Source organism: Mesorhizobium sp. M4A.F.Ca.ET.022.05.2.1, assembly GCF_003998845.1.
Taxonomy (GTDB): Bacteria; Pseudomonadota; Alphaproteobacteria; order Rhizobiales; family Rhizobiaceae; genus Mesorhizobium.
This window is the reverse complement of sequence record NZ_RZOJ01000001.1, coordinates 14,781-35,484: the sequence shown is the minus strand read 5'-3', so window position 1 is coordinate 35,484 and position 20,704 is coordinate 14,781. Positions and strand designations below refer to the sequence as shown.

Genomic DNA, 20,704 nt, shown 5'->3' with positions numbered 1-20,704 from the left:
TTCTCCTCAGTCCGTGATGCATTTGCGGATGACCTTGCATGTGCCGTGCCAAAGGAAAAATCGTTTCTGAACAACACGATCGGTTTAAGGCTACATGCCGCCAATCCAACAAGTCTGTTTGAAAGTCGCCATAGTAGTGGAGCGGGTTGAGCGGAGGGTCGTCGCCATCGCTGATTTCATGGAGGGATAGAGACTCCGGGGTAGCCCTATGATGGGTGGAAGTGTTCGCGTCAGTTGAGAGACGCTGGATAGTCGCGCGAGCGGAAGGAGCGTCTGGTTGCAGCGTTCTTGAGCCCGGCGTGACGGCGCCAGAGGTCACGTGATCGGCGGGTATTCACGTCAGCCAGCCTTTCCGATGCACAAGGACCTGTGCGATCGGGTTAATGCCAGTCCTTCGCAAATTGGTCCCGGTTCGAGATCGTTCATGCTGCTGCCGTGCGACCACGATGTGAATACAGGAGCGCTGCTGCGCGTTCTGGACGCGCTCGGGTCCCGATGATCCCGGTTTCCGGACAAAAAGCCCAGAACGAGCGGTGTTCCCCAGATGGGAGGGCCAGTTGCTCGTAAGTATCTATCCGGCGGAGCTGCCTTGCGTGATTGAAGGGATTTGTCGGAGTCTTCGACCTTAAGGTCGATGAAGATTGAGGTTTTGGGGTGCCGAACGGCGTCGGCACTGGCGGCATGAGGACAAGATCCGCATCGCAGAGGAAAGCTTCGAGCCCGGTGCTGTTGTTTACGACGTGGCGCAGCAGCATGAGATTGCAAATAGCCTCTTGTTCAGTTGGGGACGACAAGCCGGGGTGCCGTTGCAGGTGCCCTGGCAGACGGCGGCGGGGGAAGGCCGTGCGCCACCAACGGTGGTCTACTACGCGTTCGACGACAGGAGCATCCCGAGCCGTCATTCTCCAGGCCGATGCCTAAAGCGGGATAGTCATTCTCCCTTTTGAAACCGGTCACCCCGGCCGTTCCGTTGTCATCGTTGGTTGATCCTATGGCTCCCTTAGCCCGGCTTGTGGGCAATGGAGGGGCTGAAAACCATCAGGCTCAGTATCTCGAACAGCACCTGAGCGCCGGCCTGAGCGGTATTGGTCGTGGCATCATATTGCGGAGCGACTTCGACCACATCGCCGCCGACAAGGTCGATACCCTTGAGGCCGCGGAGGAACTCCAGCACTTCCCGGGTGGAGAGCCCACCCACTTCAGGCGTCCCCGTTCCGGGGGCAAAGGCGGGATCCAAGCTGTCAATGTCGAAAGAGAGATAAGTGGGGGCGTCGCCGACGATCTGCAGCGCCTTTTCGATGATCGCGGGAATGCCAATAGAGGGGATATCCTCGCCATGGATCACCGTCATGCCGGATTCGTAGGAAAATTCCCAAAAATATTCCGCCGCACCACGGATACCGATCTGGATAGTTCGCGTCGGGTCTAGCACGCCGTCGAGCACCGCATTGCGAAAAGGGCCACCGTGATGGAACCTGGTCTGGCCGAAAGCACCGCCGGTGTCGCAATGAGCGTCGATGTGAATAAGCCCGACGGGACGTTCTCTGCCGACCGCCTTGAGGATCGGATGGGTGATAGAATGGTCGCCACCGACCGTGAGTGGCATCACGCCGGCCGCAACGATGTTGTCGAGATAGGCCTCAATGTCGGCGTGGCACTGCTCGAGCCGATAGCGGCTGAAAAAGGGGACGTCGCCAATGTCTGCGACGCGCAGATCAATCACCGGCGCGCAGTCGAGTATGTGATTGTAGGGACCAATACGCTCGATAGCGCGTAGCGCGCGCGGCCCGAAGTTGGCGCCAGTGCGATTGGTGACGCCCAGATCCATCGGCATGCCGACGATCGCCACCTGGATGTCGCCGAAATCGGGGTTGGAGGGGTCGATCGGGCGGTAGGGCGCGTCAAGGAAGGTGGGGATGCCGGCATAGGGCGTGCCGCCGGAACCAGAAGGCGCGAAAATCTTGTTGGCCATACGGCGGAACTTTGGATCGAAGGGCTCACCGCTGGCCCCTTGTCCATACTTGTTGCGAAGAGCGCTAAGCCGTTCGTTGTTCCATGCCATTTTGACTACGAATCTCCCTGGTTGGCGTGGCCTCTTTTCCGGAGCCTTGGGCCGGATCGGGGTCGAGCTACCCGTTTGGTGCCGATTTGAACAGTTTGCAGGACGTCTCACTGCGCCGAATAAGTACCCGATATGATGCTTTGAGCTGCGAGGTCGTCCGCGATGCGGCCGCGCAGGCGAGTGAGATCGTCTACGGGAATCTTCTCGAGACGCCTGATTTCATCGCCAGTCAGTGTCGGGCCAATCTCACCGATTCCCACGTGTTCAAGTTAAGGTGAATCGCCATCGCGATCTCACCACGACATGAAGGTCGGTCGTCAGCTTCTCCCGCCTCGCAACGAGGGAGCTCCAAAAACCGTGCCAACTCCGCAGAAAGAGCCTCAGAAGAAAGTGCCCTGTATATATTCAATGACATAACGAGAATGCAGCAGGATCTAATTTAGGCCGAACAGGCCTCGGTGTCGCGGACTCGACGAACTCGATAGTAGGTGTCGGTTGCCCGATAAGGCCGTACCCGCTTCGGGCGAAAGAGTAGCAACCCGTCTGGAATCTGGGTCCTCGGATCAGCGGCAGCTCGATGACGGGCAAATCCGCGGACCTAGTGGTTTCCGCTTAACATAAGAGTCCGGATTGGGATCCCCTTTTGCGAGTGCGCATGCGAGTTTGGCGGATGCGCACAGGAATATTCCCTCACCGTTTCGCCGATTGATCGCCAGTGCCTGAGTGCGCTGTTCAGGGATCGCAATGCGCTGCAGAAGCATGTTTGGCGCGCCGAGATCATTCTGTTGAGCGGCGACGGTGTGGGCATCGTCGAGATCATGCGGCAAACCGAGTTTGCAGCGGCCAGACAAGACGTCGAAGACCTCGTCGCAGCCGCCATCGCTGGATCGCAAAGAGCGTCGCGAGCATGCCAAGCCCGGTGGAGGCAAGCTGGGTCACAAGGGCCACAGTCGTCAAATGTGCGCCGATCCGGACAAGATTACCGATCATCTGGCGCTCCATTGCCCGGACTGCCTCGAGGTTTTGCAAAGTGGCGAACAGGACTTGATCGGCGAATACGAGGCGATCGAGCCTCCGGCTTCGAAGCCCTTTGTCGAGCGGCGTCGGCGCTTTGGCTGTCGCTGCCTGGGCTGCGGCCTTTATGTGGAGGCGGCATTGCCGGCGGCGGCATGCGGTACGCCATTTGGCGCGCGAATTCATGCGCTTGCGAACTATCTCAAGACGTTTCGGGCGCTGTCCTATCAGCGCTTGCAGGGACTGCTGCGCGATGTCTTCGGTCTCTCGATCAGCCAAGGTGGGCTGATGAACATGTTTGCCCGCCGTCATGGCGTCTTTCAATCCGAGACCGACAAGGCGGTGGCCCAGTTGCGCAAAGCCGATGTTGTCGCCTCCGACGAGACCGACGTGCGCATTGAGGGGACGAATGCCTATCACTGGGTGTTCCGCAGCTCAGACGTTGTGGTTCACACGCCCGATTTCACCCGTTCGGCCGAAGTCGTGCGCACCATGATGGACGGACATCTCAGTCTGGGTATCGGGTCGCTACAGCGCCCAGCAAAAGCATGGCAATCAGCATCAGACATGCCTGGCGCATCTGGCCCGCGATACAGCCATTGCCAATGAGCATGGCGATGACAATGTGCCATTGCGGCTGAAGTTGTGGTTTGGCCGGGTCTTCGCACTGGAAACCGGCATCGCCACCTTTGCCGCTTCAACTATCGCCGCAAAGCGCAAAGCCCTGGTAGCGGGAACTGGAAGCCATTCTGGCAACGCCAACAAGGTGCGATCTGGCCCAAAGCCCTGCAAGCCAAGATCAGGCGCGACCGCCACAAAATTGCTGACCTTTTGCTCATTCCCCGGCAAGGTCGAGCGACCAACAATGGTAAGCGCAGCCTGCGTCCCGCCATCATCCAGCGCAAAGTCTCCAATGGCTATCGCGCCATGTGGGCCGCTCAAGTGAAGCCGCCGTGCGCACAACCGTCGATAACGCAAGGCTGGCCGGCGCAAATCCCTTCCAAACCATCCTCAAGGCACTCAGCTGACCATAGCGGGATGCCACCAAAACACCGCCTGGGTAATTACCTTTCTCGGGACATATGCCACAGGGGATCGACCCCACCGCCCACCGCTCTTGATGACTTGTATGATGCCGCTGATATTCCGACGGTCATCTACCCGCGGCGTGCCGCGCGAACTGCGCGTCCGTCGGCCAGAATCGATCGGCCCCAGGCGCGTCTGCTGCGCGCCGACCTTGTTCCCGAAGCCCATGCGCCATCGCGGGCGGCGCGCGAGCTGAGGCTGGCTCTGCGAGAACGCATCTTCTACGTCCGGTTACGCACCATGGTGAAGAACCGAGTCGTCACCGCCTTCGACCGCTATCCAGAGGAGATTGCCCGGCTGCGCAAGGTGACCTATTCGGCATGACTGGGCGAGCGCATCTCGCCGAGGTGCGGTCTCCGAACTCGATCGCATCCGGATCGACCGCAGCCTGGCCTTCATCGACGACATCGAGCGCAGGATGCGCGAAGCCGAAAAGGCGATCCGCGCGCTCAGTAAGGACAACGCCTACGTCAAGCGTCTCCAGACCATTCCGGGCATCGGCGAGTTCTTCGCCCGGCCAGTCGCGGCGGAGATGGACGACATCGGCCGTTTCCGGTCCGCCAAAAAGCTCGCTTCCTATGCCGGCCTCGTACCCTCGACCTATTCGAGTGGCGGCAAGACCTTCCACGGCCGCATCATTGGGCAGGGAAACAAGGTTCTTGCGTTGGGCATTCGTTGGGCATTTGTCCGTCGTGCCGGCGATCGCCCATGATTGCGGAGCTGCGCCAGCATTACGACCGACTGAAAGCCCGCCGGCGCGAACAAGGCCAAGGTCGCCTTCGCGCGCAGACTTCTGACGATCGCGTTCCAGGTTCTCCGGCAGCGCCGATCTTACGAGCGCCGCGACAGGGACGGAAAGGAAGGAACGCCCACGAGATCCCGGCTGTCCTGATTGTCCATTAGCGGGGCCGGCAAGGCCGGATCGCGTTAGAGAAGGAGTGTGGGAAGCCGGGAGCCGAAAGGCAATATGTGACTACTGCTGAAGGGTCAGCGACAGAGGCACGGATTGGAGAATGGTTCAACACCGCGGAACAGAACCAGTTCCGTGAACGCGAAAGCATTTCCGCAGCCAGGAAAGCAGCTGCGAATACAACAAACCTTGGAGAAAATCCGTGATTCAGCCCCCTTCGACAACTTGCGTTCTTTCATTGGAGAGCACAATGACTCACGCATCGCCACCGGCCTGATGGAGTTCTCGACCGGGTTGGTGTCCAGCTCTAGGCGACCGTCCTCCAGGAACTTGGTCAGGCCGCAGCAATAGCAATTAGTGCCTCCGGCTCGATCTATTCCTGGCAGCGGAGCAGCCCTGTTCAAGCCGTCGCGCAACCGACGCGTCAATGCCTTCATTTGACCCGCCTGCACGGGCCAAATCTTGAACGTCCAGGTCAGATTGTTGTTAGCAACGGACCACGCTTTGGCAAACGACGCCTTCCAGTGGGGTGGCGCAGCGCGTCTGGGCCGGCTAGAAGGTCATAGGTGAAGATGATCGGCCAGACGAGCCCCAGATGACAAACCGCTCAGCGGCAGCGTAAGATCGTTCATGGCGGGTGTGGTCTCCGCGAAATGGTTCGGATCGGCCTAAGCAACCAAATCCTACGTCATTTCAATGGCTTGCGCCACATCCGCCAACCACCATGAATTTTTCAGGCTAAGAGACTGGTGGATCTGGAGCAAAAAAACGTCCTCTCTACACATGCCCGACGTATGCTGGGCAGACCTGCATAAGTTGCCTGATCTATTGTGCGGCACTCGGCTTAGATCCCAACGCTACGCCGGCGATGGGGAGGAACATGTTGAACCCGTCGCTGTTGCAAATTGTCAGGAACAGATTGCTATCTACACCCGAAGAAATGGAATGCGATGCGACTCTGGGTTCTCTCGTCGCTAGCATCGGCTTGGAAGCGCTACATTCAAGCAAAACTAATTGTAACCGCTGCAGAATGTTTGCTGTTGGCGAGTAGCGGAGACGCTTGCGCGCCTCCGCTCTCTCAGAACCGTGCGTGAACCTCTCAGCTCACACGGCTCCCATCAGGCAAACGTGCCGATCAGACCGAGTTGCCAGTGCACGAAGAGATCGGTGCGCTGCTTGACGATCCGTTGTAAGAACCGACTTGCCCGAGCCTTACCCCTGCCAAAGCGTTTGAACTTCCGCCTTGCCCACGCAAGCACCGTCTGATTGACGTAGCGAAGTATGGGCTGCAGCCCCGTTGGCGCGTATCGTCCATAATAGCTGATCCACCCCCTGAGGAGCGGATTGATCAGCCAGGCGATGTCGTTCAACGAGAGCTGCGTCTGTCGGCGGATGTGCAAGTCCCTGATCTTTTCCCGCATCGCTTTCAGCGCCGAGGAACCGACCGCTGGTGTGAAGCCGCAAAACAGTCGCCCGCTTTGCGTTCCCCATACCGCGCGCGGTCGGAAACAATATCCGAGGAAGTCGAACGTCACGTTCGGATGTTGCCCTCTGCGTTTGGAGTCTCTGCAGTAGACGATCTTGGTCTTCGTCGGGTGCAGTTCCAGTTGGCATTCCGCCAACCTCGCCTGAAGCGCAGCCTTGACGGCTTCTGCCTCCTGCTCGGTCCGGCAGTGCACCAGCCCGTCATCCGCATACCGACACCATGGGAGGTCGGGATGTGTCCGTTTCATCCACAGATCAAACGCATAGTGCAGAAAAAGATTTGAAAGAATCGGCGAAACTACGCCTCCTTGCGGAGTTCCGCAGTTCCGTTCAATCCTCTGTCCATCCTTTTCCATGGGCGCTGTCAGCCATCTCTCGATGTATAGTAATGCCCATTTGCTCTTTACGTGCCTGCGAACTGCCGTGAGCAAAAGCTCGTGCGAGATGTTGTCAAACAGTCCTTTAATGTCGAATTCTAGAACCCAGTCATATTTCCAGCACCGCTGACGCGTGACCCCTACGGCATCGAGTGCCGATTTTCCCGGCCTGTAACCGTAGGAATCTTTCAGGAAGATTTGATCGAGATCCGGTTCGATGAGCTGCTTGACCACCATCTGCGCGATCCTGTCGCTCACGGTGGGCACACCCAAAATCCGCTGGCCCCCACCACTCTTTTTTGGAATGGGGACGGCACGCACCGGTGGCGGAAAATAGCTTCCCGAGCTCATCCGATTCCAGATCTTGTAGAGATTCCCCTTCAAGTCGGCCTCGAACTGCTCGATCGTCTGCCCGTCCACGCCAGCCGCACCACCATTGGATTTGACCGCTTTGTAGGCTTCGTACACCAGCCGCTTATCGATCATAAACGGCTTGTCTGTCGCATCTGTCGTTGTCATCCTGTTGCCAGTTGCTTCGAAAAACACGACCACCTGATCCGACCCCTTCGCTCCAGCCCCATTACAAGACCTTCGTCACTATTACGGGTCGATCCGCCCCAACCTCCTGCATCGGTACTCTCGCCTCACGGTGGTGTGCCGCTTGTGCTTCTCCCTTGGCATCAGAAAGCTGGTTCCTGCAGTTCCGCGCAAAAGCCTGCATCCGGCTCATGCCCCCTATACGCCGTCCACTGTCCGCCCAGTCATCAGGCTCCCGACGGACCTGTCCCGAGAGATCCATACGCCCTCGGTTTTAGTGGTATCAAAGAGTGCTAACGACGCGTCATCGAAGGGTTTGCTTGCGCTCATCTTCCGGATGCCTACCTGCCCCGGATCATGTCCGCGGCTTTTGACCCAACGCTAACCACCATGGCTCTTCTACCACAGCAGCTTGGGCTGGTTTGAGACCCGCTCCTGAAAGCCGATCCCGAGGGGCCTACCCTCATCTCTCACGCAGCTTCTCAGCATGTTGTCAGTTCACCATCGAACCTCCTTCTGCTTGCTGCAGCACACTATGGACCGAAACTTGCCGATAGCAAAGTTGCGACGACATGGCTCATATCAATTTCACGGCGCCTACCAAAACTTTGATATGCGCGAGGAACGTTTCTTGCCTGTATGAGTTCCGCGTCCGCAAACTTCTAGGGCTGACCGAAGGGAAATCATGCCGCAAACGGCCGATCTGATCGTCGAGAACGCCAGCATTTTGACGATGGATCCAGATACGATGCGGGCTCAGGCAATCGCCGTCAGGGGCGGCGAGATCGTCGCGGTCGGCAGCAACAAGGATGTCGCCGGGCTCAAGGACTCCGGTACCAGGATGATCGATGCAGGCGGCAATTCGGTCGTGCCGGGCTTCATCGAGGCGCACATGCACCTCTTCGTGGGAGCGGCCGAGATCGACCACCTGCAGCTGTCCGGCATCCGCGGCTTCGACAGTCTCGCGGCGGCGGTGCGCGCATACGCGCCGGCGCGTCCTCACGCTAAACTGCTGCAGGCGCAATGGGCAGATTACACGATTTTGTCCGAGGAAGAGCGTATCACTCGGCATCATTTGGACCGTATCATCGCCGACCGTCCATTCGCCATGTCGGCGCCCGATCATCACACAATGTGGGCGAACACCAAGGCGCTGGAACTCGCCGGTCTGCTGCATGGGAAGAAGCTGGGCCCGGGCAACGAGATCGTCATGGGCGCGGACGGGCTTGCCGAGGGCGAACTGCGAGAGGGCGAGGCGTTCGGGCCATTGCTCAATTTCGCCGGGGAGGGCCGTGTACGGCTTGGCCTGGCTACTGGCGGCAAGCCCGACCCTTCACCGACCTCCGATGAGCAGGCGCTCGACCGCGCGATCATGAAGCGGGGTCTGGAGTGGTGTGCAAGACACGGCATTACCTCGATCCAGAACATGGACGGCAATCTGCACCAGCTGGAGTTGCTGTCCGAGATCGAGGCCGAGGGAGAACTGCTCTGCCGCGCGCAAATCCCCTTCCATTACAAGAACTTCATGACGCCGGACACACTCGCCAAGGCGTCGCTGATGGCCGACCGTTACAATTCCGAATGGCTGTCGTCGGGCGTGGTGAAGGTCTTCATGGATGGCGTGCTGGAGTCTTGGACCGCTGTCATGGTCGAGGAGTACGCCGACCGGCTCGGCTGGTGTGGCGAGCCGTTGTTCACGCAAGAGCAGTTCAACGCGGCTGCGATCGAGGCCGACAGGCGCGGACTGCAGATCGCCGTACACGCGATCGGCGACGGCGCCGTCCGCTCGGTCCTCGACGGGTACGAGGCCGCGCGGAAGGCGAACGGCAAGCGCGACAGCAGGCACCGCGTCGAACACATCGAGGTGACTACGGAAGTGGACGTGCCGCGCTTTGCCGATCTCGGCGTCATCTGCTCCATGCAGCCGCCGCATCCACCGGGCGCGATGAATGTGCCCCTCGAACCGATCATCTCGCGCATCGGCCGCAAGCGCTGGCCGCTCGCCTATGCCTGGCGGACGCTCAAGAACACCGGCGCACATGTCGTCTTCGCCTCTGACTGGCCGGTGGCGCCGATCGAACCCATCCGGGGGATACAGGCCGCGGTCTTACGCAAACCTTGGGCAGAAGGCCTGCCGGACCAGAGCTTCTCGCTGCAGGAAGCGATCGCAGGCTATACCGTCGAGGGCGCCTATGCCGAGTTCATGGAACATCGCAAGGGCAGCCTGAAGACCGGATACCTGGCCGACATCGTGGTGCTGTCGGCCGATATCGAGGCGACGGCGCCGGAAGTGCTGCATACAGTACTGCCTGTCACCACCATCTGTGGCGGAAAGATCACCTACCAGGCCTGAGGGAGGCTTTGGGGATAGCGTTCAAAAGTCGAGTTACAGCTCGGCATTTGCCAAGCCGACCAGCTTTTAGTGACAATCAAACAGGAACACACCTGCCGCCAAGAGCAGGCTCTCTCAATGGGGTAATCGTGCCGGAACAACCGGGTAAGAACGCGATCGAAGTTCGCGGTGTACGCAAGGTGTTCGGCACGGGGGAGGCGCAAGTCGCGGCGCTGGATACCGTTTCCGTCTCCATCCGCGAAAATGAGTTTTTCACGCTGCTCGGCCCGTCCGGATGCGGAAAGACGACGCTGCTGAGATTGATTGCCGGCTTCGATTTTCCAAGCGCCGGCGAAATCCTGCTGCACGGCCAGGACATCGCACCGCTGCCGCCCTTCAAGCGGCCGGTCAACACCGTCTTCCAGAGCTACGCGCTATTCCCGCACATGACGGTGGCCCAGAACATCGGCTTCGGGCTGGAAATGCTCGGCAAGCCGAAGGCCGAGATCGAGGCGCGCGTGGCCCAGATGCTGAAGCTGGTCAAGATGGAGGCGCTGAAGGCGCGCCGTACCAGCCAGATTTCCGGCGGCCAGCAGCAGCGCGTGGCGTTGGCACGGGCGCTCGCGCCGCAGCCGAAGGTGCTTTTGCTCGACGAGCCGCTGTCGGCGCTCGATTACAAGCTGCGCAAGGAAATGCAGATCGAGTTGAAGCGACTGCAGCACGAGACCGGCATCACCTTCATCTTCGTCACCCATGACCAGGAAGAGGCGCTGACGATGTCGGACCGCATCGCAGTGATGTCGGCCGGCAAGATCCTGCAGGTCGGCACGCCGCGCGATCTCTACGACCGGCCGGCCGAGCGTTTCGTCGCCGACTTCATCGGTGAGACGAACTTCCTGCCGGGCACGGTTGTGTCGAAGAAGCCAGGTGTCGCGACTGTCAAATTCGCCAGCAATGCGACGATCAGCGCCGGCTATCCGAAAGGGTTCGATCCCTCTGGCGAGGTCACGCTGGTGGTGCGTCCCGAACATGCCGACCTTGTGCCCGATCCAGCAAAGGGGACGATCACCGGAACGTTGTCCAACATCGTCTATTTCGGCACCGACACGCACTATCACGTCAAGCTCGATGGCCGCGGCGAGGATTTCATCGTGCGCCATCAGAACAGCCGCTCGGGCGCGGTCAGCTACGAAACCGGCGCCAAGGTCGGCATCCTGTTCGAGGAGGACGCCGCGCGCGTCCTGAAAGACTGATGACGACAGCCACGCTCTCCCCAACAACACTCTCCAAGGCCGCGTTGTTCGAAGCCCAGGCGGTGAAGACTGGCGCGCGGCGCAACCGGCTGCTGTCGCTGCCGGCGCTGATCATCATTGGCATTTTCGGCGTGCTGCCGCTCATCATCATCTGCGTCTATTCGTTGCTCGTCGCCGCACCCTATGGCGGCGTGCAATGGCAGTTCTCGACGGACGCCTATCTGAACTTCCTGTTCCAGCGCGACATTTTCGACGACACGCTGCAGTTCACGCCGGACTTCCTGATCATCTATCTGCGCTCCTTCCTGTTCGCGGTGGTGACGACGGTCATTTGTCTGCTGCTTGGTTTCCCGACCGCCTATTTCATGGCGACACGGACACCGGCGCAGCGCAATTGGTGGGTGCTGCTGATCACCATTCCGTTCTGGTCGAACCTGTTGGTGCGCACGCTGGCCATCATGTTCATCATTCGCGACGAAGGTCTCATCAACAATCTGCTGATCGGGCTTGGCGTGATCGATAAGCCGATCACCATGCTCTACACCAATTTCGCCATTCAGGTTGGCCTGCTCTACTCGTTCCTGCCGTTCATGATCCTGCCGCTCTATGCCAGCCTGGAGAAGCTGGATTTCCGGCTTGTCGAGGCCGCCAACGACCTCTACGCGACGCGCCGGCAGGTTCTCTGGCGCGTGATCATTCCGCTGTCGCTGCCCGGCATCATCGCAGGCTGCCTGCTCGTCTTCATTCCGGCGCTCGGCGCCTATGTGACGCCGTTGATCCTTGGCGGCGGCATCCATCTGATGATCGGCGATCTCATCGCCCAGCAATTCGGGTCCGGGCGCAATTGGCCGCTCGGCTGCGCTCAGGCGCTGATCCTGATGGCAGCGGTGCTGGTCGCCCTCTACTTCTACGTTCGCAACACGTCGGGGAAGATCCAGCATGGCTGATCCCCGCAACGTCGATATCAAGGACCAGCCCGGGTTCCGCACCATCGCCATCATCTGCGTTGCCCTGCTTTACGTACCGATCCTGATCCTGATGATCTTTTCGTTCAACACGGGTTCGCTCGTCACGCATTGGGAGGGCGTCGGCTTCGGCTGGTACGGCAGTGCGCTGCTCAACGAGGAATTCCACCACGCCGCCGAAAACACGCTGATCATCTCGGTGACCGCGACCATCATTTCGACGATCTGCGCGACGCTGGCGGCGATCGGCATGACGAGGGTGAAGCCGTGGCGCGGCCTGCCTGCCGCATTCATGGTCATCAACCTGCCGCTGATGGTCCCTGAGATCATCACCGCGGTGGCGACCTTGTCCTTCTTCGCCTTGATCGCCGGTGCCTTCGGGCTGAATTTCGGTATCGGCAATCTCGTTCTTGCCCATACCGTGTTTTGCATTCCTTTCGCCTACATGCCGATCCGGGCGCGCTTGGAGGACAGGGACCTAACGCTCGAATCCGCCGCCGCCGATCTCTATGCGACGCCCTGGAACGCCTTCAAGCGCGTGACGCTGCCCTTGCTGGTTCCTGGCATCATGTCGGGCGGCGCACTGGCCTTCATCGTGTCCTTCGACGATTTCACCATCACGCAGCTTGTCGCGGGCCCGGGCCAGACGACGCTGCCTCTCTACATCTGGGACCAGATCAAGCGACCGATGACGCCGGAGATCAACGCCATCTCCACCATCCTGTTGCTGGTGTCGATCCTGTTCGTCTCGATATCGTTTCTGATCGCGCGCCGACGCGCCAAATGACCAAGAGCTCCACAACAACAATGGGAAAGCAAGGAGGATAAAATGTCTGGGAAACTGATGGCGGCCGTTTCGACGGCTGTGTTCTTGTGGGCAGTACCGGCGCTCGCCGACGGTGAACTGCACATCTACAACTTTGGCGACTACACCAGCCCCAAGCTCATCGAAAAGTTCAAGAAGCAGTACAACGTATACGTCACACTGGACGATTACGACTCCAATGAAACGATGCTGTCCAAGGTGCGTGCCGGCAATTCCGGCTACGACATCGTGGTGCCGTCCGACTACACCGTGAAGATCATGATCGAGGAAGGCCTGCTCGAAAAGACCGAGCCCAACGCGATGCCGAACGGCAAGAACCTCGACCCGCGCTTTGTCGACGTCTACTGGGACAGCGGCCGCCACTACACCGTGCCGTGGCAGTTCGGCACGACGGCGTTCTCTGTCAATACCGATAAGTACAAGGGCGATATCGACACACTGGCCATCCTCTTCAACCCGCCGGATGAGCTCAAGGGCCAGATCAACATGTTCGTCGACATCAACGCTTTCATGCACGCGGCCGAACGTTATGTCGGCGTGCCGCGCTGCAGCCCCGACAAGGCCAACCTGAAAAAGATCAACGACGCGCTGATGGCTGCTAAGCCGTTTTGGAAGTCCTTCGGCTACGATGTCATCGCCAAGATGACCTCGGGCGATGTGATCGTCACCCAGGGCTGGAACGGCGATTCCTATCGCATCCGCCAGAAAATCCCAGCGGTCAAATATGCCTATCCGAAGGAAGGCATTGAAGGGTGGATGGACAATGTAGCAGTACTCAAGGGTGCCAAGAACATCGACAATGCCAAGCTGTTCCAGAATTTCGTCATGGCCCCGGAAAACGCGGCGCTGATCTCGGAGTTCGCCGGCTATGACAATGGCATCGCAGGCAGCCACAAGTTCCTCCCGCCAGAGTTCAGCAGCTCGCCGGAAATCACCCCGCCGGCCGGCTCGCCGGCGCCGGAATTCGTGCCGCCGTGCCCGCCGAACGTCGTGTCGATCTACAACAAGATCTGGACCAACCTACGCAAATAGTTCCGTCGGAAAGCATGGATGACATCCTACCGCAACTCCGATCCGCAGCCGCCACTGGTGGCGGCGAAGCTCGACTGGGACCGGCGACGTTCGAACCGCTGGGTGTCCCATATCCGCGAACTCCTGCCGACAGCCGAGGTCTGGCGCGGCAACTGCCCGCCATCGCTTGGAACGTGCGGAAGTCTGCCGGTGGTGGACAGCAAGGGCGCACCGACGCCGCTCGCGGATTTCCTCAACTCCGCCTCGCCGGCAAGATGGGTCCGATCGGTGATACGCTGACGGCGGCCGGGCAGACCTCATGGTCGGCGACGACCTCGTCGGCGTGGCGGATGACGATGCGACCTGCGCAGCTCGGCACCTTACTGTCTCGCCGATCAGCCGTCAGGACACCGGGTGGCTGTTGGTGTCGAAATCGATAGCGCAGTCGGCTTGGACCCGACAAACCAGATCGCGCAACTGCTCGAACGGCGCGGGCCCCGAGTTTCGGAATCACTGTCCGGTATCATTGGTGGGCTCAACCGGTGAACGCAACACACTAGTCTTTTCTGAAAGATGGAGTGTGAGCCATGAAGCAGCGACATCGCATCTATTACTCGGTAGCTCAGCGGCCTGAGATTTGGGATCAACGGCAGGCAGGCGTGTCGATGAGTTCGATCGGAGACGATTTGATCGGAATCTTCTCGGTCTGTTCGGTTATCTCGCCAACCGGTGGCATTCGCCTGGCCGTCCTTGACCCAGAGAAGTTACCGGTCCCGTCTGACAGCGGTGCCGACACATTATCAATATTCGGAATTAATTATGCCATAATACGAGTTTTCTGTTGACAAGAATGAGCCGCCCCGTGAAGTTGAAACAGACGTCACGGACGGGTAGCAGCGCTTGTTGATCGGCTTGGAAGTAACCAACAAGATAGGCTAGGCATCATCGCGGCGCCCATTCAAGTAAGACAAAGCGTCTTTGGAGGAGAAAACTGACGCGGCGGTTAACCGTGGGTGCCCCTAACCGGCCGCGAACCGCTGCTGGGGATAATTCGGCAAGCAGATCGCGCGAAACGCGTTGGTCAAGTCCGGATGGCATATTTGCCGCACTAAGCCTTCCGGGAAGTATCGCGCAGCACGGTTAGCATCTTGTTCGTGCCTTGGAATGCGGGAATGTCGATAGAGCTAGATCGACCATGATCAGGCGAACTGCAGATTAGGCGAATTTCGCTGGGTAGAACTCATCGACGGCAGTCCGAGGGAGGCGGATAAGGCGGGATTCATTCACTAGTATATCGCAACACCAATCAACAAAAGAGAAAGGGGAATGCAAGATGATAATCTCTAGACGCAACCTAATTAAGACAGCCGTTGCCGCCGGAGCGGCTTTATCGATCCCATCGGTCGTGCGGGCGCAGACTGCGTCAAACGGCGCACGCACGGTGCACATGGGGGGCTTCACCGACCTGCCCGGCTTCGATCCGATCTCCTCGACGGCGAACCAAGTCGCCGATCATGGCATGGCTATTTACGACACGTTATTCGCGCTCGACTCCAAGTTCATGCCGCAGCCCCAAATGGTCGGAAAATGGGACGTTTCCGCCGACAAGAAGACCTATACATTCGAGCTGCGAGATGGCCTTGGCTGGCACGACGGCACACCGGTCACCGCGGCGGACTGTGTCGCCTCAATTCGGCGTTGGGCTGAGGTGAATGCCGGTGGGCAGCTGATCATGGCGCGCACCAGCGACATCTCCAAGAAGGACGACAAGACTTTCACGATCGCGCTCAAGGAGCCGTTGGGAGTGCTGATCGATCTCCTGGCGGATGTTGCGCTGCCAATTCCATTCATCATGCGAGAGAAGGACGCCAGTCGCCCAGCGAGCGAACAGGTCACGACGAAAATCGGATCGGGGCCGTTCAAGTTCAATGAGGCCCTTGCCCGGCCGGGTGCCAGCTACACTTACGATCGGAACGAAGAGTACGTGCCCCGCAAGGAGCCGTCCGACGGGTTGGCCGGCGGGAAGATCGTGAAAGTCGATCGTGTCATCCGGGACACTGTCGCTGACCAGCAGACGGCTGTAGCAGCGTTGCAAGCAGGTGAGATTGATTATTACGACAATCCGCCGGTCGATCTTTACCCATTGATCGAGAACGATTCCAATCTTCAACTCGAGGTTCTTGACGAGGGAGGGCAGGACCTTGTCTTGCGCATGAACTTCCTGCAGCCGCCGTTCGACAATGTCAAGGCGCGCCAAGCGATGCTCCATCTGATCGATCAGGAGGCTGTGCTGCGTGCAGCGTTCGGCAACGCAAAATACATCAGCCCCGTCACTACCATATTCGGCCAGCCCCTATCCAACGACGAGAACACGGGATGGTACAAGAAGGGTGGCGATCCGGAGCGAGCTAAGCAGCTATTCCAGGAAGCGGGATATGCCGGTGAAAAGATCATAATTCTCGAACAGACCGATTGGCCCGAGGGCGACAATATTGCGCAGTTTCTGGCGGCTTCGCTGCGGAAGATTGGGATCAATGCCGAGCTCGCGCCGATGGCTTGGGCTGCGCTAACCGCGCGCCGGCGGAATAAGGGACCCGTTGAGAGCGGCGGCTGGAACATCTTTATCACGTACGATTCTGACTATTCGCTCGGCAATCCGCTCACGGATTCCATCCCAGTCGCAAGTGGCGATAAGGCATGGTACGGTTGGCCGAAGAACGACGAATACGAAGCGCTTCGGGCAAAATTGGCAGATGCCGAAACGCTCGACGAGCGCAAGGCGCTCGCCCGAAAAATGCAAGGGATCTGGTGGGATTTCGTCGGTGATTTGAGGTTGGGCAGATTTGTCTCACCAATCGCGCACCGAAAGGCCCTCACGAGCCTCATCCACATGCCGCAGGTCCTCCCGATGTGGAACATGCAGAAGGCTTCCGCCTAATGGCGCTATACATCCTGCGCAGGATGGTCTCGACCATCGCCGTCATGGCGATGGTCGGGATATTCGTCTTTCTTCTGCTCAGACTGGCACCCGGCGATCCGGCGGCCATGATCGCCGGTAAGTCAGCCACGGCGGAGATGATCGCCGCCATCCGCGACAAGCTGGGCCTGAACGATCCTATGCCGGTTCAGTTCATGCGTTGGGTGCGCGACATGCTCGGTGGCGATTTCGGCACCTCGATCTTTGCCGGACGACCGGTTCTTGAGCTGATCTCGCAGCGGCTTGAACCGACCCTTTCCCTGTCGAGCCTGACAATGATCCTTTCGGTGTCGGTCGGGGTCTCTTTCGGGATTCTTGCCGCGTGGCGAACTGGCGGGCTCGTAGACCGCCTTCTCGCAGCCTTTTCGGCACTTGGTTATTCCGTCCCTGTTTTTGTCATCGGCTATTTCTTCATATACTTTTTCGCCATCCGAACGCACTGGTTGCCGGTTCAGGGGTATGTGCCGATCGGCAGTGGCCTTGGGCCCTGGTTTGTGCATCTCATCCTGCCCACCGTAGCACTCAGTCTAGGCTACATTGCATTCATCGCCCGGGTCACGCGCGCCAGCATGCTGGAGGTTCTGTCGGAAGACTATATGCGAACGGCCGCTGCCAAGGGCGCTTCGTCCTATGCCATGCTTTTCCACCATGCCCTGAAGAATGCCGGTGTCCCGATCCTGACCGTCATCGGCCTAAGCTTTGCCTGGCTCATTGGCGGAGTCGTCCTCACGGAAACGGTATTTAACATACCTGGAATCGGTCGTCTGGTCGTCGATGCGATAAACAACCGCGACTATCCCATCATTCAGAGCGTGCTCATCCTGACATCGGGTCTGTACGTCCTCATCAATCTCGCGGTCGATCTTGCCTACACCTTGATCGATCCGCGCATCCGGTACTGATATGACGCTCCCCTCCGCAACACTCGAAACCACGCCGGCGTCCGCACTGAGACGTTCCGATTTTGTCCGTCTCGTGAAGCGACATCCGCTAGTCCTGATCGGCGGTGGCCTGTTGGCGCTGATGATCGTTCTGGCGCTCGCGGCCCCGCTTTACGCCGGCGATCCGGGAAACATGGATCCGTTCAAGCGCCTCCAGCCGCCTTCGGCCGAAATGTGGTTCGGGAGCGACAATCTGGGCCGCGACGTGTTTTCCCGAACGGTCTTCGGCGCCCGGATCTCCCTCATGGTCGGATTGATGTCGGCGGCATGCGCGGCACTCGCCGGGGCGCTGATCGGTGTCATCGCCGGCTACAGCCGCAGCTTCGACAATATCGTCATGCGGGTCATGGACGGCCTGATGTCGATCCCGACCATTCTGCTGGCGATTGCGCTCATCTCTCTGACCGGTCCCGGTATTGGCATCCTCATCGTCGCCATTTCAATTCCCGAGACACCAGGCGTCGCGCGGCTGGTTCGTTCGGTGGTTCTGGGTGTTCGTGAGCGTCCCTATGTCGAGGCCGCGCTCTGCGGCGGGGCGCGCCTGCCCAAGGTGCTGTGGCGGCATATCCTGCCGAGCACCATTCCGGCGCTGATGGTCCAGGGGGCTGCGGTCTGCGCCAGCGCGATCATGACGGAGGCCGGGCTGAGCTTTCTCGGCGTGGGCGTGCCGCCCGAGATTCCGAGCTGGGGCAACATGATCGCCAGTTCGCGCCTGTATCTCGCCATTGCCCCATTGACGATCTTCGCCCCCGGTATCTGCCTTGCCGTCACGGTGCTTGCTGTCAACCTTCTCGGAGACGGACTGCGCGACCTGTTCGATCCCCGCGCCAAGCGGAGGCGCTAACATGCAGATGCATCAAACGGCAGGGAACGACGTGCTTCTCGACGTTCGAGATATGGAGACACACTTTTACGGCGAAGAAGGCGTCACCCGAGCCCTGGGCGGCATCAGCTTCCAGGTGAAGAAAGGCGAAACGCTCGGCGTCGTCGGCGAATCCGGATGCGGAAAGAGCGTCACCGCTCTCTCCATCCTTCGTCTGCTGCCGAAACTGGCAAGGACGGTGCGTGGCGAGGTCCGCTTTCACGGACGCGACATCCTTGAGATGTCCGAACGGGAGATGCGACATATCCGCGGCGACCAAATCGCCATGATCTTCCAGGAGCCGATGACGAGCCTGAACCCGGTCTATACGGTCGGCCACCAGATCGCAGAGGCGGTGCAGATCCACACGAAAGCGTCCCGCTCCGTGTCCATGGCAAAGGCTGAAGAGATGCTCCGTCTCGTCCGCATCGCGGACCCCGAGCGCCGCATCAACAACTATCCCCACGAAATGTCGGGCGGCATGCGCCAGCGCGCCATGATCGCCATGGCTCTTGCCTGCTCACCGGAACTGTTGATTGCCGACGAGCCGACGACTGCGCTTGACGTTACTATCCAGGCGCAGATCCTGCGGCTCATCGTCGATCTGAAAGAGCGCACGGGAACGGCCGTCATGTTCATCACGCATGATCTGGGCGTTGTAGCCGAGACCTGCCAGCGTGTGATCGTGATGTATGCTGGCCGGATCGTCGAGCAGGCGAACGTGATAGATCTTTTTGCGCGTCCCGCGCACCCGTACACCCAGGGCCTGATGCGATCGGTGCCGGATCCGCGGCGTGGCCGCCAGCGCCGCCTTCCAGAAATTCCCGGCATTGTCCCAAACCTGCGCGAGCCCATTGTGGGCTGCAGCTTCGCGCCTCGCTGCCCGTTCGCGATAGATATTTGCCGCGAGAAGACACCCGCCCTGCGTGATGTCGGGTTGAGCCACGCCGCAGCCTGCTGGCGCGCAGAAGAGGTGATGGGCGCATGAGTGGTCCTCTGCTGAAAGTCGAAAATTTGACCAAGCACTACCCGCTCGGTGCGGGATTCCTGAAGAAGACCATTCCGGTGATCCGGGCGGTGGAGGACGTGTCCTTTTCCGTCGAGGCGGGCGAGACGCTTTGCATCGTCGGTGAATCCGGCTGTGGCAAGTCCACCGTCGCGCGGCTCTTGATGCGGCTCGTGCAGCCGACTAGCGGGCGCGTAATGATCGACGGGACCGACATTGCGGGCCTCAAGAAGGACGCGCTCCACGCGTGGCGTCGTCGGATGCAGATGGTCTTTCAGGATCCTTACTCATCGCTAAATCCGCGCCTCACGGCCGGGCAAATTATCACCGAACCCGTCGAGAATTTTGAGCGCCTCAGCCGCAAGCAGCGCCAGGCACTCGCCGCGGACCTTCTCCGAAAAGTCGGAATGTCGCCTGAGATGATGCACAGGCTCCCATCCGAATTGTCGGGCGGTCAGCGCCAGCGGCTCGGCATTGCACGCGCCCTGTCGCTCAACCCCTCTCTCATCATCGCCGACGAAGCGGTTTCAGCCCTTGACGTCTCCGTGCAGGCGCAGATTCTGAATCTACTTCTGGACCTCCAGCAGCAGATGGGCATCGCCTTCGTCTTCATCTCGCATGACCTCGGCGTCGTGGAGCATATCGCGCATCGCGTTGCCGTCATGTATCTGGGGCGGATCGTGGAGCTTGCCCCGAGCGAGGCGCTCTTCGCGAAACCAGTCCATCCCTACACCGAGGCGCTGATCGCGGCAGCGCCAGTGCCGGATCCGACGCGCGTTCGGCTGGAGGCGCCCGTCGAGGGCGAGGTGCCGAGTCCTGTCAATCCGCCTAGTGGGTGCGCGTTCCATCCGCGGTGTCCGCTGGCGGTCGAGCGTTGCCGCATCGAGGTGCCGCCTTTGGTCCCAATGCCAGACGGGCGCGTTGTGGCATGTCACGTGCGCGCTCCGGCAATTCGCATCCAGGGGACAGCCAGCTGCGGCGGCCAACTTGGATATGCCAATCTCAGCAACTACCGGGATGTAGAAAGGCCAGCTTAGTTCACTCATCGCCGAGCCATCTC

The 20,704-nt window shown here is 59.7% G+C and carries 14 protein-coding genes and 4 pseudogenes; 14 read left to right on the top strand and 4 right to left on the bottom strand.

Annotation, left to right across the window (positions count from 1 at the left end):
* Window positions 1–1,000: 1,000 nt before the first annotated feature.
* A complete protein-coding gene (speB, locus tag EN745_RS00160; protein WP_127420227.1) occupies window positions 1,001–2,062 on the bottom strand; it encodes an agmatinase in 1,062 nt (353 codons plus the stop codon).
* A 670-nt stretch (window positions 2,063–2,732) separates the two neighbouring features.
* Here speB and EN745_RS00150 point away from each other — a divergent pair.
* The 3 pseudogenes from EN745_RS00150 to EN745_RS00140 all read left to right on the top strand — a co-directional run.
* Window positions 2,733–2,892, top strand: a pseudogene (locus EN745_RS00150) (IS630 family transposase); the annotation flags it as partial.
* Window positions 2,861–4,104 (top strand): annotated as a pseudogene (locus tag EN745_RS00145) (IS66 family transposase). The pseudogenes EN745_RS00150 and EN745_RS00145, both read left to right, overlap by 32 nt.
* A 193-nt stretch (window positions 4,105–4,297) precedes the next feature.
* Window positions 4,298–5,054, top strand: a pseudogene (locus tag EN745_RS00140) (transposase); the annotation flags it as partial.
* Between the two features lie 95 nt (window positions 5,055–5,149).
* On the opposite strand, the gene EN745_RS36655 reads toward EN745_RS00140, so the two are convergent.
* Both EN745_RS36655 and ltrA read right to left on the bottom strand, forming a co-directional pair.
* Window positions 5,150–5,509 carry an IS66 family transposase gene (locus tag EN745_RS36655; RefSeq protein WP_245487562.1) on the bottom strand — a complete coding sequence of 120 codons (360 nt, stop codon included), beginning with the start codon at window positions 5,507–5,509 and terminating at the stop codon, window positions 5,150–5,152.
* A 681-nt stretch (window positions 5,510–6,190) separates the two neighbouring features.
* On the bottom strand, window positions 6,191–7,453 hold the full coding sequence (gene ltrA / locus EN745_RS00130; protein ID WP_127420266.1) for a group II intron reverse transcriptase/maturase: 1,263 nt from the start codon (window positions 7,451–7,453) through the stop codon (window positions 6,191–6,193).
* 703 nt (window positions 7,454–8,156) lie between these two features.
* Here ltrA and EN745_RS00125 point away from each other — a divergent pair.
* The 6 genes from EN745_RS00125 (at window position 8,157) to EN745_RS35850 (ending at window position 14,158) form a co-directional block, all read left to right on the top strand.
* Window positions 8,157–9,824: an amidohydrolase gene (locus EN745_RS00125; RefSeq protein WP_127420226.1), complete on the top strand. Its 1,668-nt coding sequence runs from the start codon at window positions 8,157–8,159 to the stop codon at window positions 9,822–9,824.
* A 128-nt stretch (window positions 9,825–9,952) separates the two neighbouring features.
* Window positions 9,953–11,056 carry an ABC transporter ATP-binding protein gene (locus tag EN745_RS00120; RefSeq protein WP_127420225.1) on the top strand — a complete coding sequence of 368 codons (1,104 nt, stop codon included), beginning with the start codon at window positions 9,953–9,955 and terminating at the stop codon, window positions 11,054–11,056.
* Window positions 11,056–12,003, top strand: a complete 948-nt coding sequence (locus EN745_RS00115) for an ABC transporter permease (RefSeq protein ID WP_127420224.1) — start codon at window positions 11,056–11,058, stop codon at window positions 12,001–12,003. The genes EN745_RS00120 and EN745_RS00115 overlap by 1 nt, the downstream gene beginning before the upstream one ends.
* A complete protein-coding gene (locus tag EN745_RS00110) occupies window positions 11,996–12,808 on the top strand; it encodes an ABC transporter permease (protein ID WP_127420223.1) in 813 nt (270 codons plus the stop codon). Before EN745_RS00115 ends, EN745_RS00110 begins: the two co-directional genes overlap by 8 nt.
* 42 nt (window positions 12,809–12,850) lie before the next feature.
* Window positions 12,851–13,879, top strand: a complete 1,029-nt coding sequence (locus tag EN745_RS00105) for an extracellular solute-binding protein (RefSeq protein WP_189362907.1) — start codon at window positions 12,851–12,853, stop codon at window positions 13,877–13,879.
* Between the two features lie 18 nt (window positions 13,880–13,897).
* On the top strand, window positions 13,898–14,158 hold the full coding sequence (locus EN745_RS35850; protein ID WP_189362906.1) for a hypothetical protein: 261 nt from the start codon (window positions 13,898–13,900) through the stop codon (window positions 14,156–14,158).
* On the opposite strand, the pseudogene EN745_RS36650 reads toward EN745_RS35850, so the two are convergent.
* Window positions 14,092–14,359 (bottom strand): annotated as a pseudogene (locus EN745_RS36650) (IS21 family transposase); the annotation flags it as partial. The gene EN745_RS35850 and the pseudogene EN745_RS36650 overlap by 67 nt on opposite strands.
* 832 nt (window positions 14,360–15,191) lie before the next feature.
* Between EN745_RS36650 and EN745_RS00090 the strand changes: the two are divergent.
* From EN745_RS00090 to EN745_RS00070, 5 genes are read left to right on the top strand one after another with little or no spacing between them, the layout of a single operon-like run.
* Window positions 15,192–16,796 (top strand): ABC transporter substrate-binding protein, encoded by a 1,605-nt coding sequence (locus tag EN745_RS00090; protein ID WP_127420222.1) that lies wholly within the window; start codon window positions 15,192–15,194, stop codon window positions 16,794–16,796.
* Entirely contained in the window at window positions 16,796–17,737 is a 942-nt protein-coding gene (locus EN745_RS00085) for an ABC transporter permease (RefSeq protein ID WP_127420221.1), read from the top strand. The genes EN745_RS00090 and EN745_RS00085 overlap by 1 nt, the downstream gene beginning before the upstream one ends.
* Window position 17,738: 1 nt before the next feature.
* On the top strand, window positions 17,739–18,620 hold the full coding sequence (locus EN745_RS00080; protein ID WP_127420220.1) for an ABC transporter permease: 882 nt from the start codon (window positions 17,739–17,741) through the stop codon (window positions 18,618–18,620).
* Window position 18,621: 1 nt separating this feature from the next.
* Window positions 18,622–19,626 (top strand): ABC transporter ATP-binding protein, encoded by a 1,005-nt coding sequence (locus tag EN745_RS00075; RefSeq protein WP_127420219.1) that lies wholly within the window; start codon window positions 18,622–18,624, stop codon window positions 19,624–19,626.
* Window positions 19,623–20,681, top strand: coding sequence for a dipeptide ABC transporter ATP-binding protein (locus EN745_RS00070; protein WP_245487561.1), 1,059 nt, complete (start codon window positions 19,623–19,625; stop codon window positions 20,679–20,681). The genes EN745_RS00075 and EN745_RS00070 overlap by 4 nt, the downstream gene beginning before the upstream one ends.
* The last annotated feature ends 23 nt before the right edge of the window (window positions 20,682–20,704 follow it).

What these genes read in the sequence shown, in the direction of transcription:
- EN745_RS00125 (WP_127420226.1), top strand. Translation starts at nt 8,157, where the DNA reads ATGCCGCAAACGGCCGATCTGATCGTCGAGAACGCCAGCATTTTGACG.
- EN745_RS00105 (WP_189362907.1), top strand. Translation starts at nt 12,851, where the DNA reads ATGTCTGGGAAACTGATGGCGGCCGTTTCGACGGCTGTGTTCTTGTGG.
- EN745_RS00110 (WP_127420223.1), top strand. Translation starts at nt 11,996, where the DNA reads ATGGCTGATCCCCGCAACGTCGATATCAAGGACCAGCCCGGGTTCCGC.
- EN745_RS00115 (WP_127420224.1), top strand. Translation starts at nt 11,056, where the DNA reads ATGACGACAGCCACGCTCTCCCCAACAACACTCTCCAAGGCCGCGTTG.
- EN745_RS00075 (WP_127420219.1), top strand. Translation starts at nt 18,622, where the DNA reads ATGCAGATGCATCAAACGGCAGGGAACGACGTGCTTCTCGACGTTCGA.
- EN745_RS00085 (WP_127420221.1), top strand. Translation starts at nt 16,796, where the DNA reads ATGGCGCTATACATCCTGCGCAGGATGGTCTCGACCATCGCCGTCATG.
- EN745_RS00090 (WP_127420222.1), top strand. Translation starts at nt 15,192, where the DNA reads ATGATAATCTCTAGACGCAACCTAATTAAGACAGCCGTTGCCGCCGGA.
- EN745_RS36655 (WP_245487562.1), bottom strand. Translation starts at nt 5,509, where the DNA reads ATGAAGGCATTGACGCGTCGGTTGCGCGACGGCTTGAACAGGGCTGCT.
- EN745_RS00070 (WP_245487561.1), top strand. Translation starts at nt 19,623, where the DNA reads ATGAGTGGTCCTCTGCTGAAAGTCGAAAATTTGACCAAGCACTACCCG.
- EN745_RS00080 (WP_127420220.1), top strand. Translation starts at nt 17,739, where the DNA reads ATGACGCTCCCCTCCGCAACACTCGAAACCACGCCGGCGTCCGCACTG.
- ltrA (WP_127420266.1), bottom strand. Translation starts at nt 7,453, where the DNA reads ATGACAACGACAGATGCGACAGACAAGCCGTTTATGATCGATAAGCGG.
- EN745_RS35850 (WP_189362906.1), top strand. Translation starts at nt 13,898, where the DNA reads ATGACATCCTACCGCAACTCCGATCCGCAGCCGCCACTGGTGGCGGCG.
- speB (WP_127420227.1), bottom strand. Translation starts at nt 2,062, where the DNA reads ATGGCATGGAACAACGAACGGCTTAGCGCTCTTCGCAACAAGTATGGA.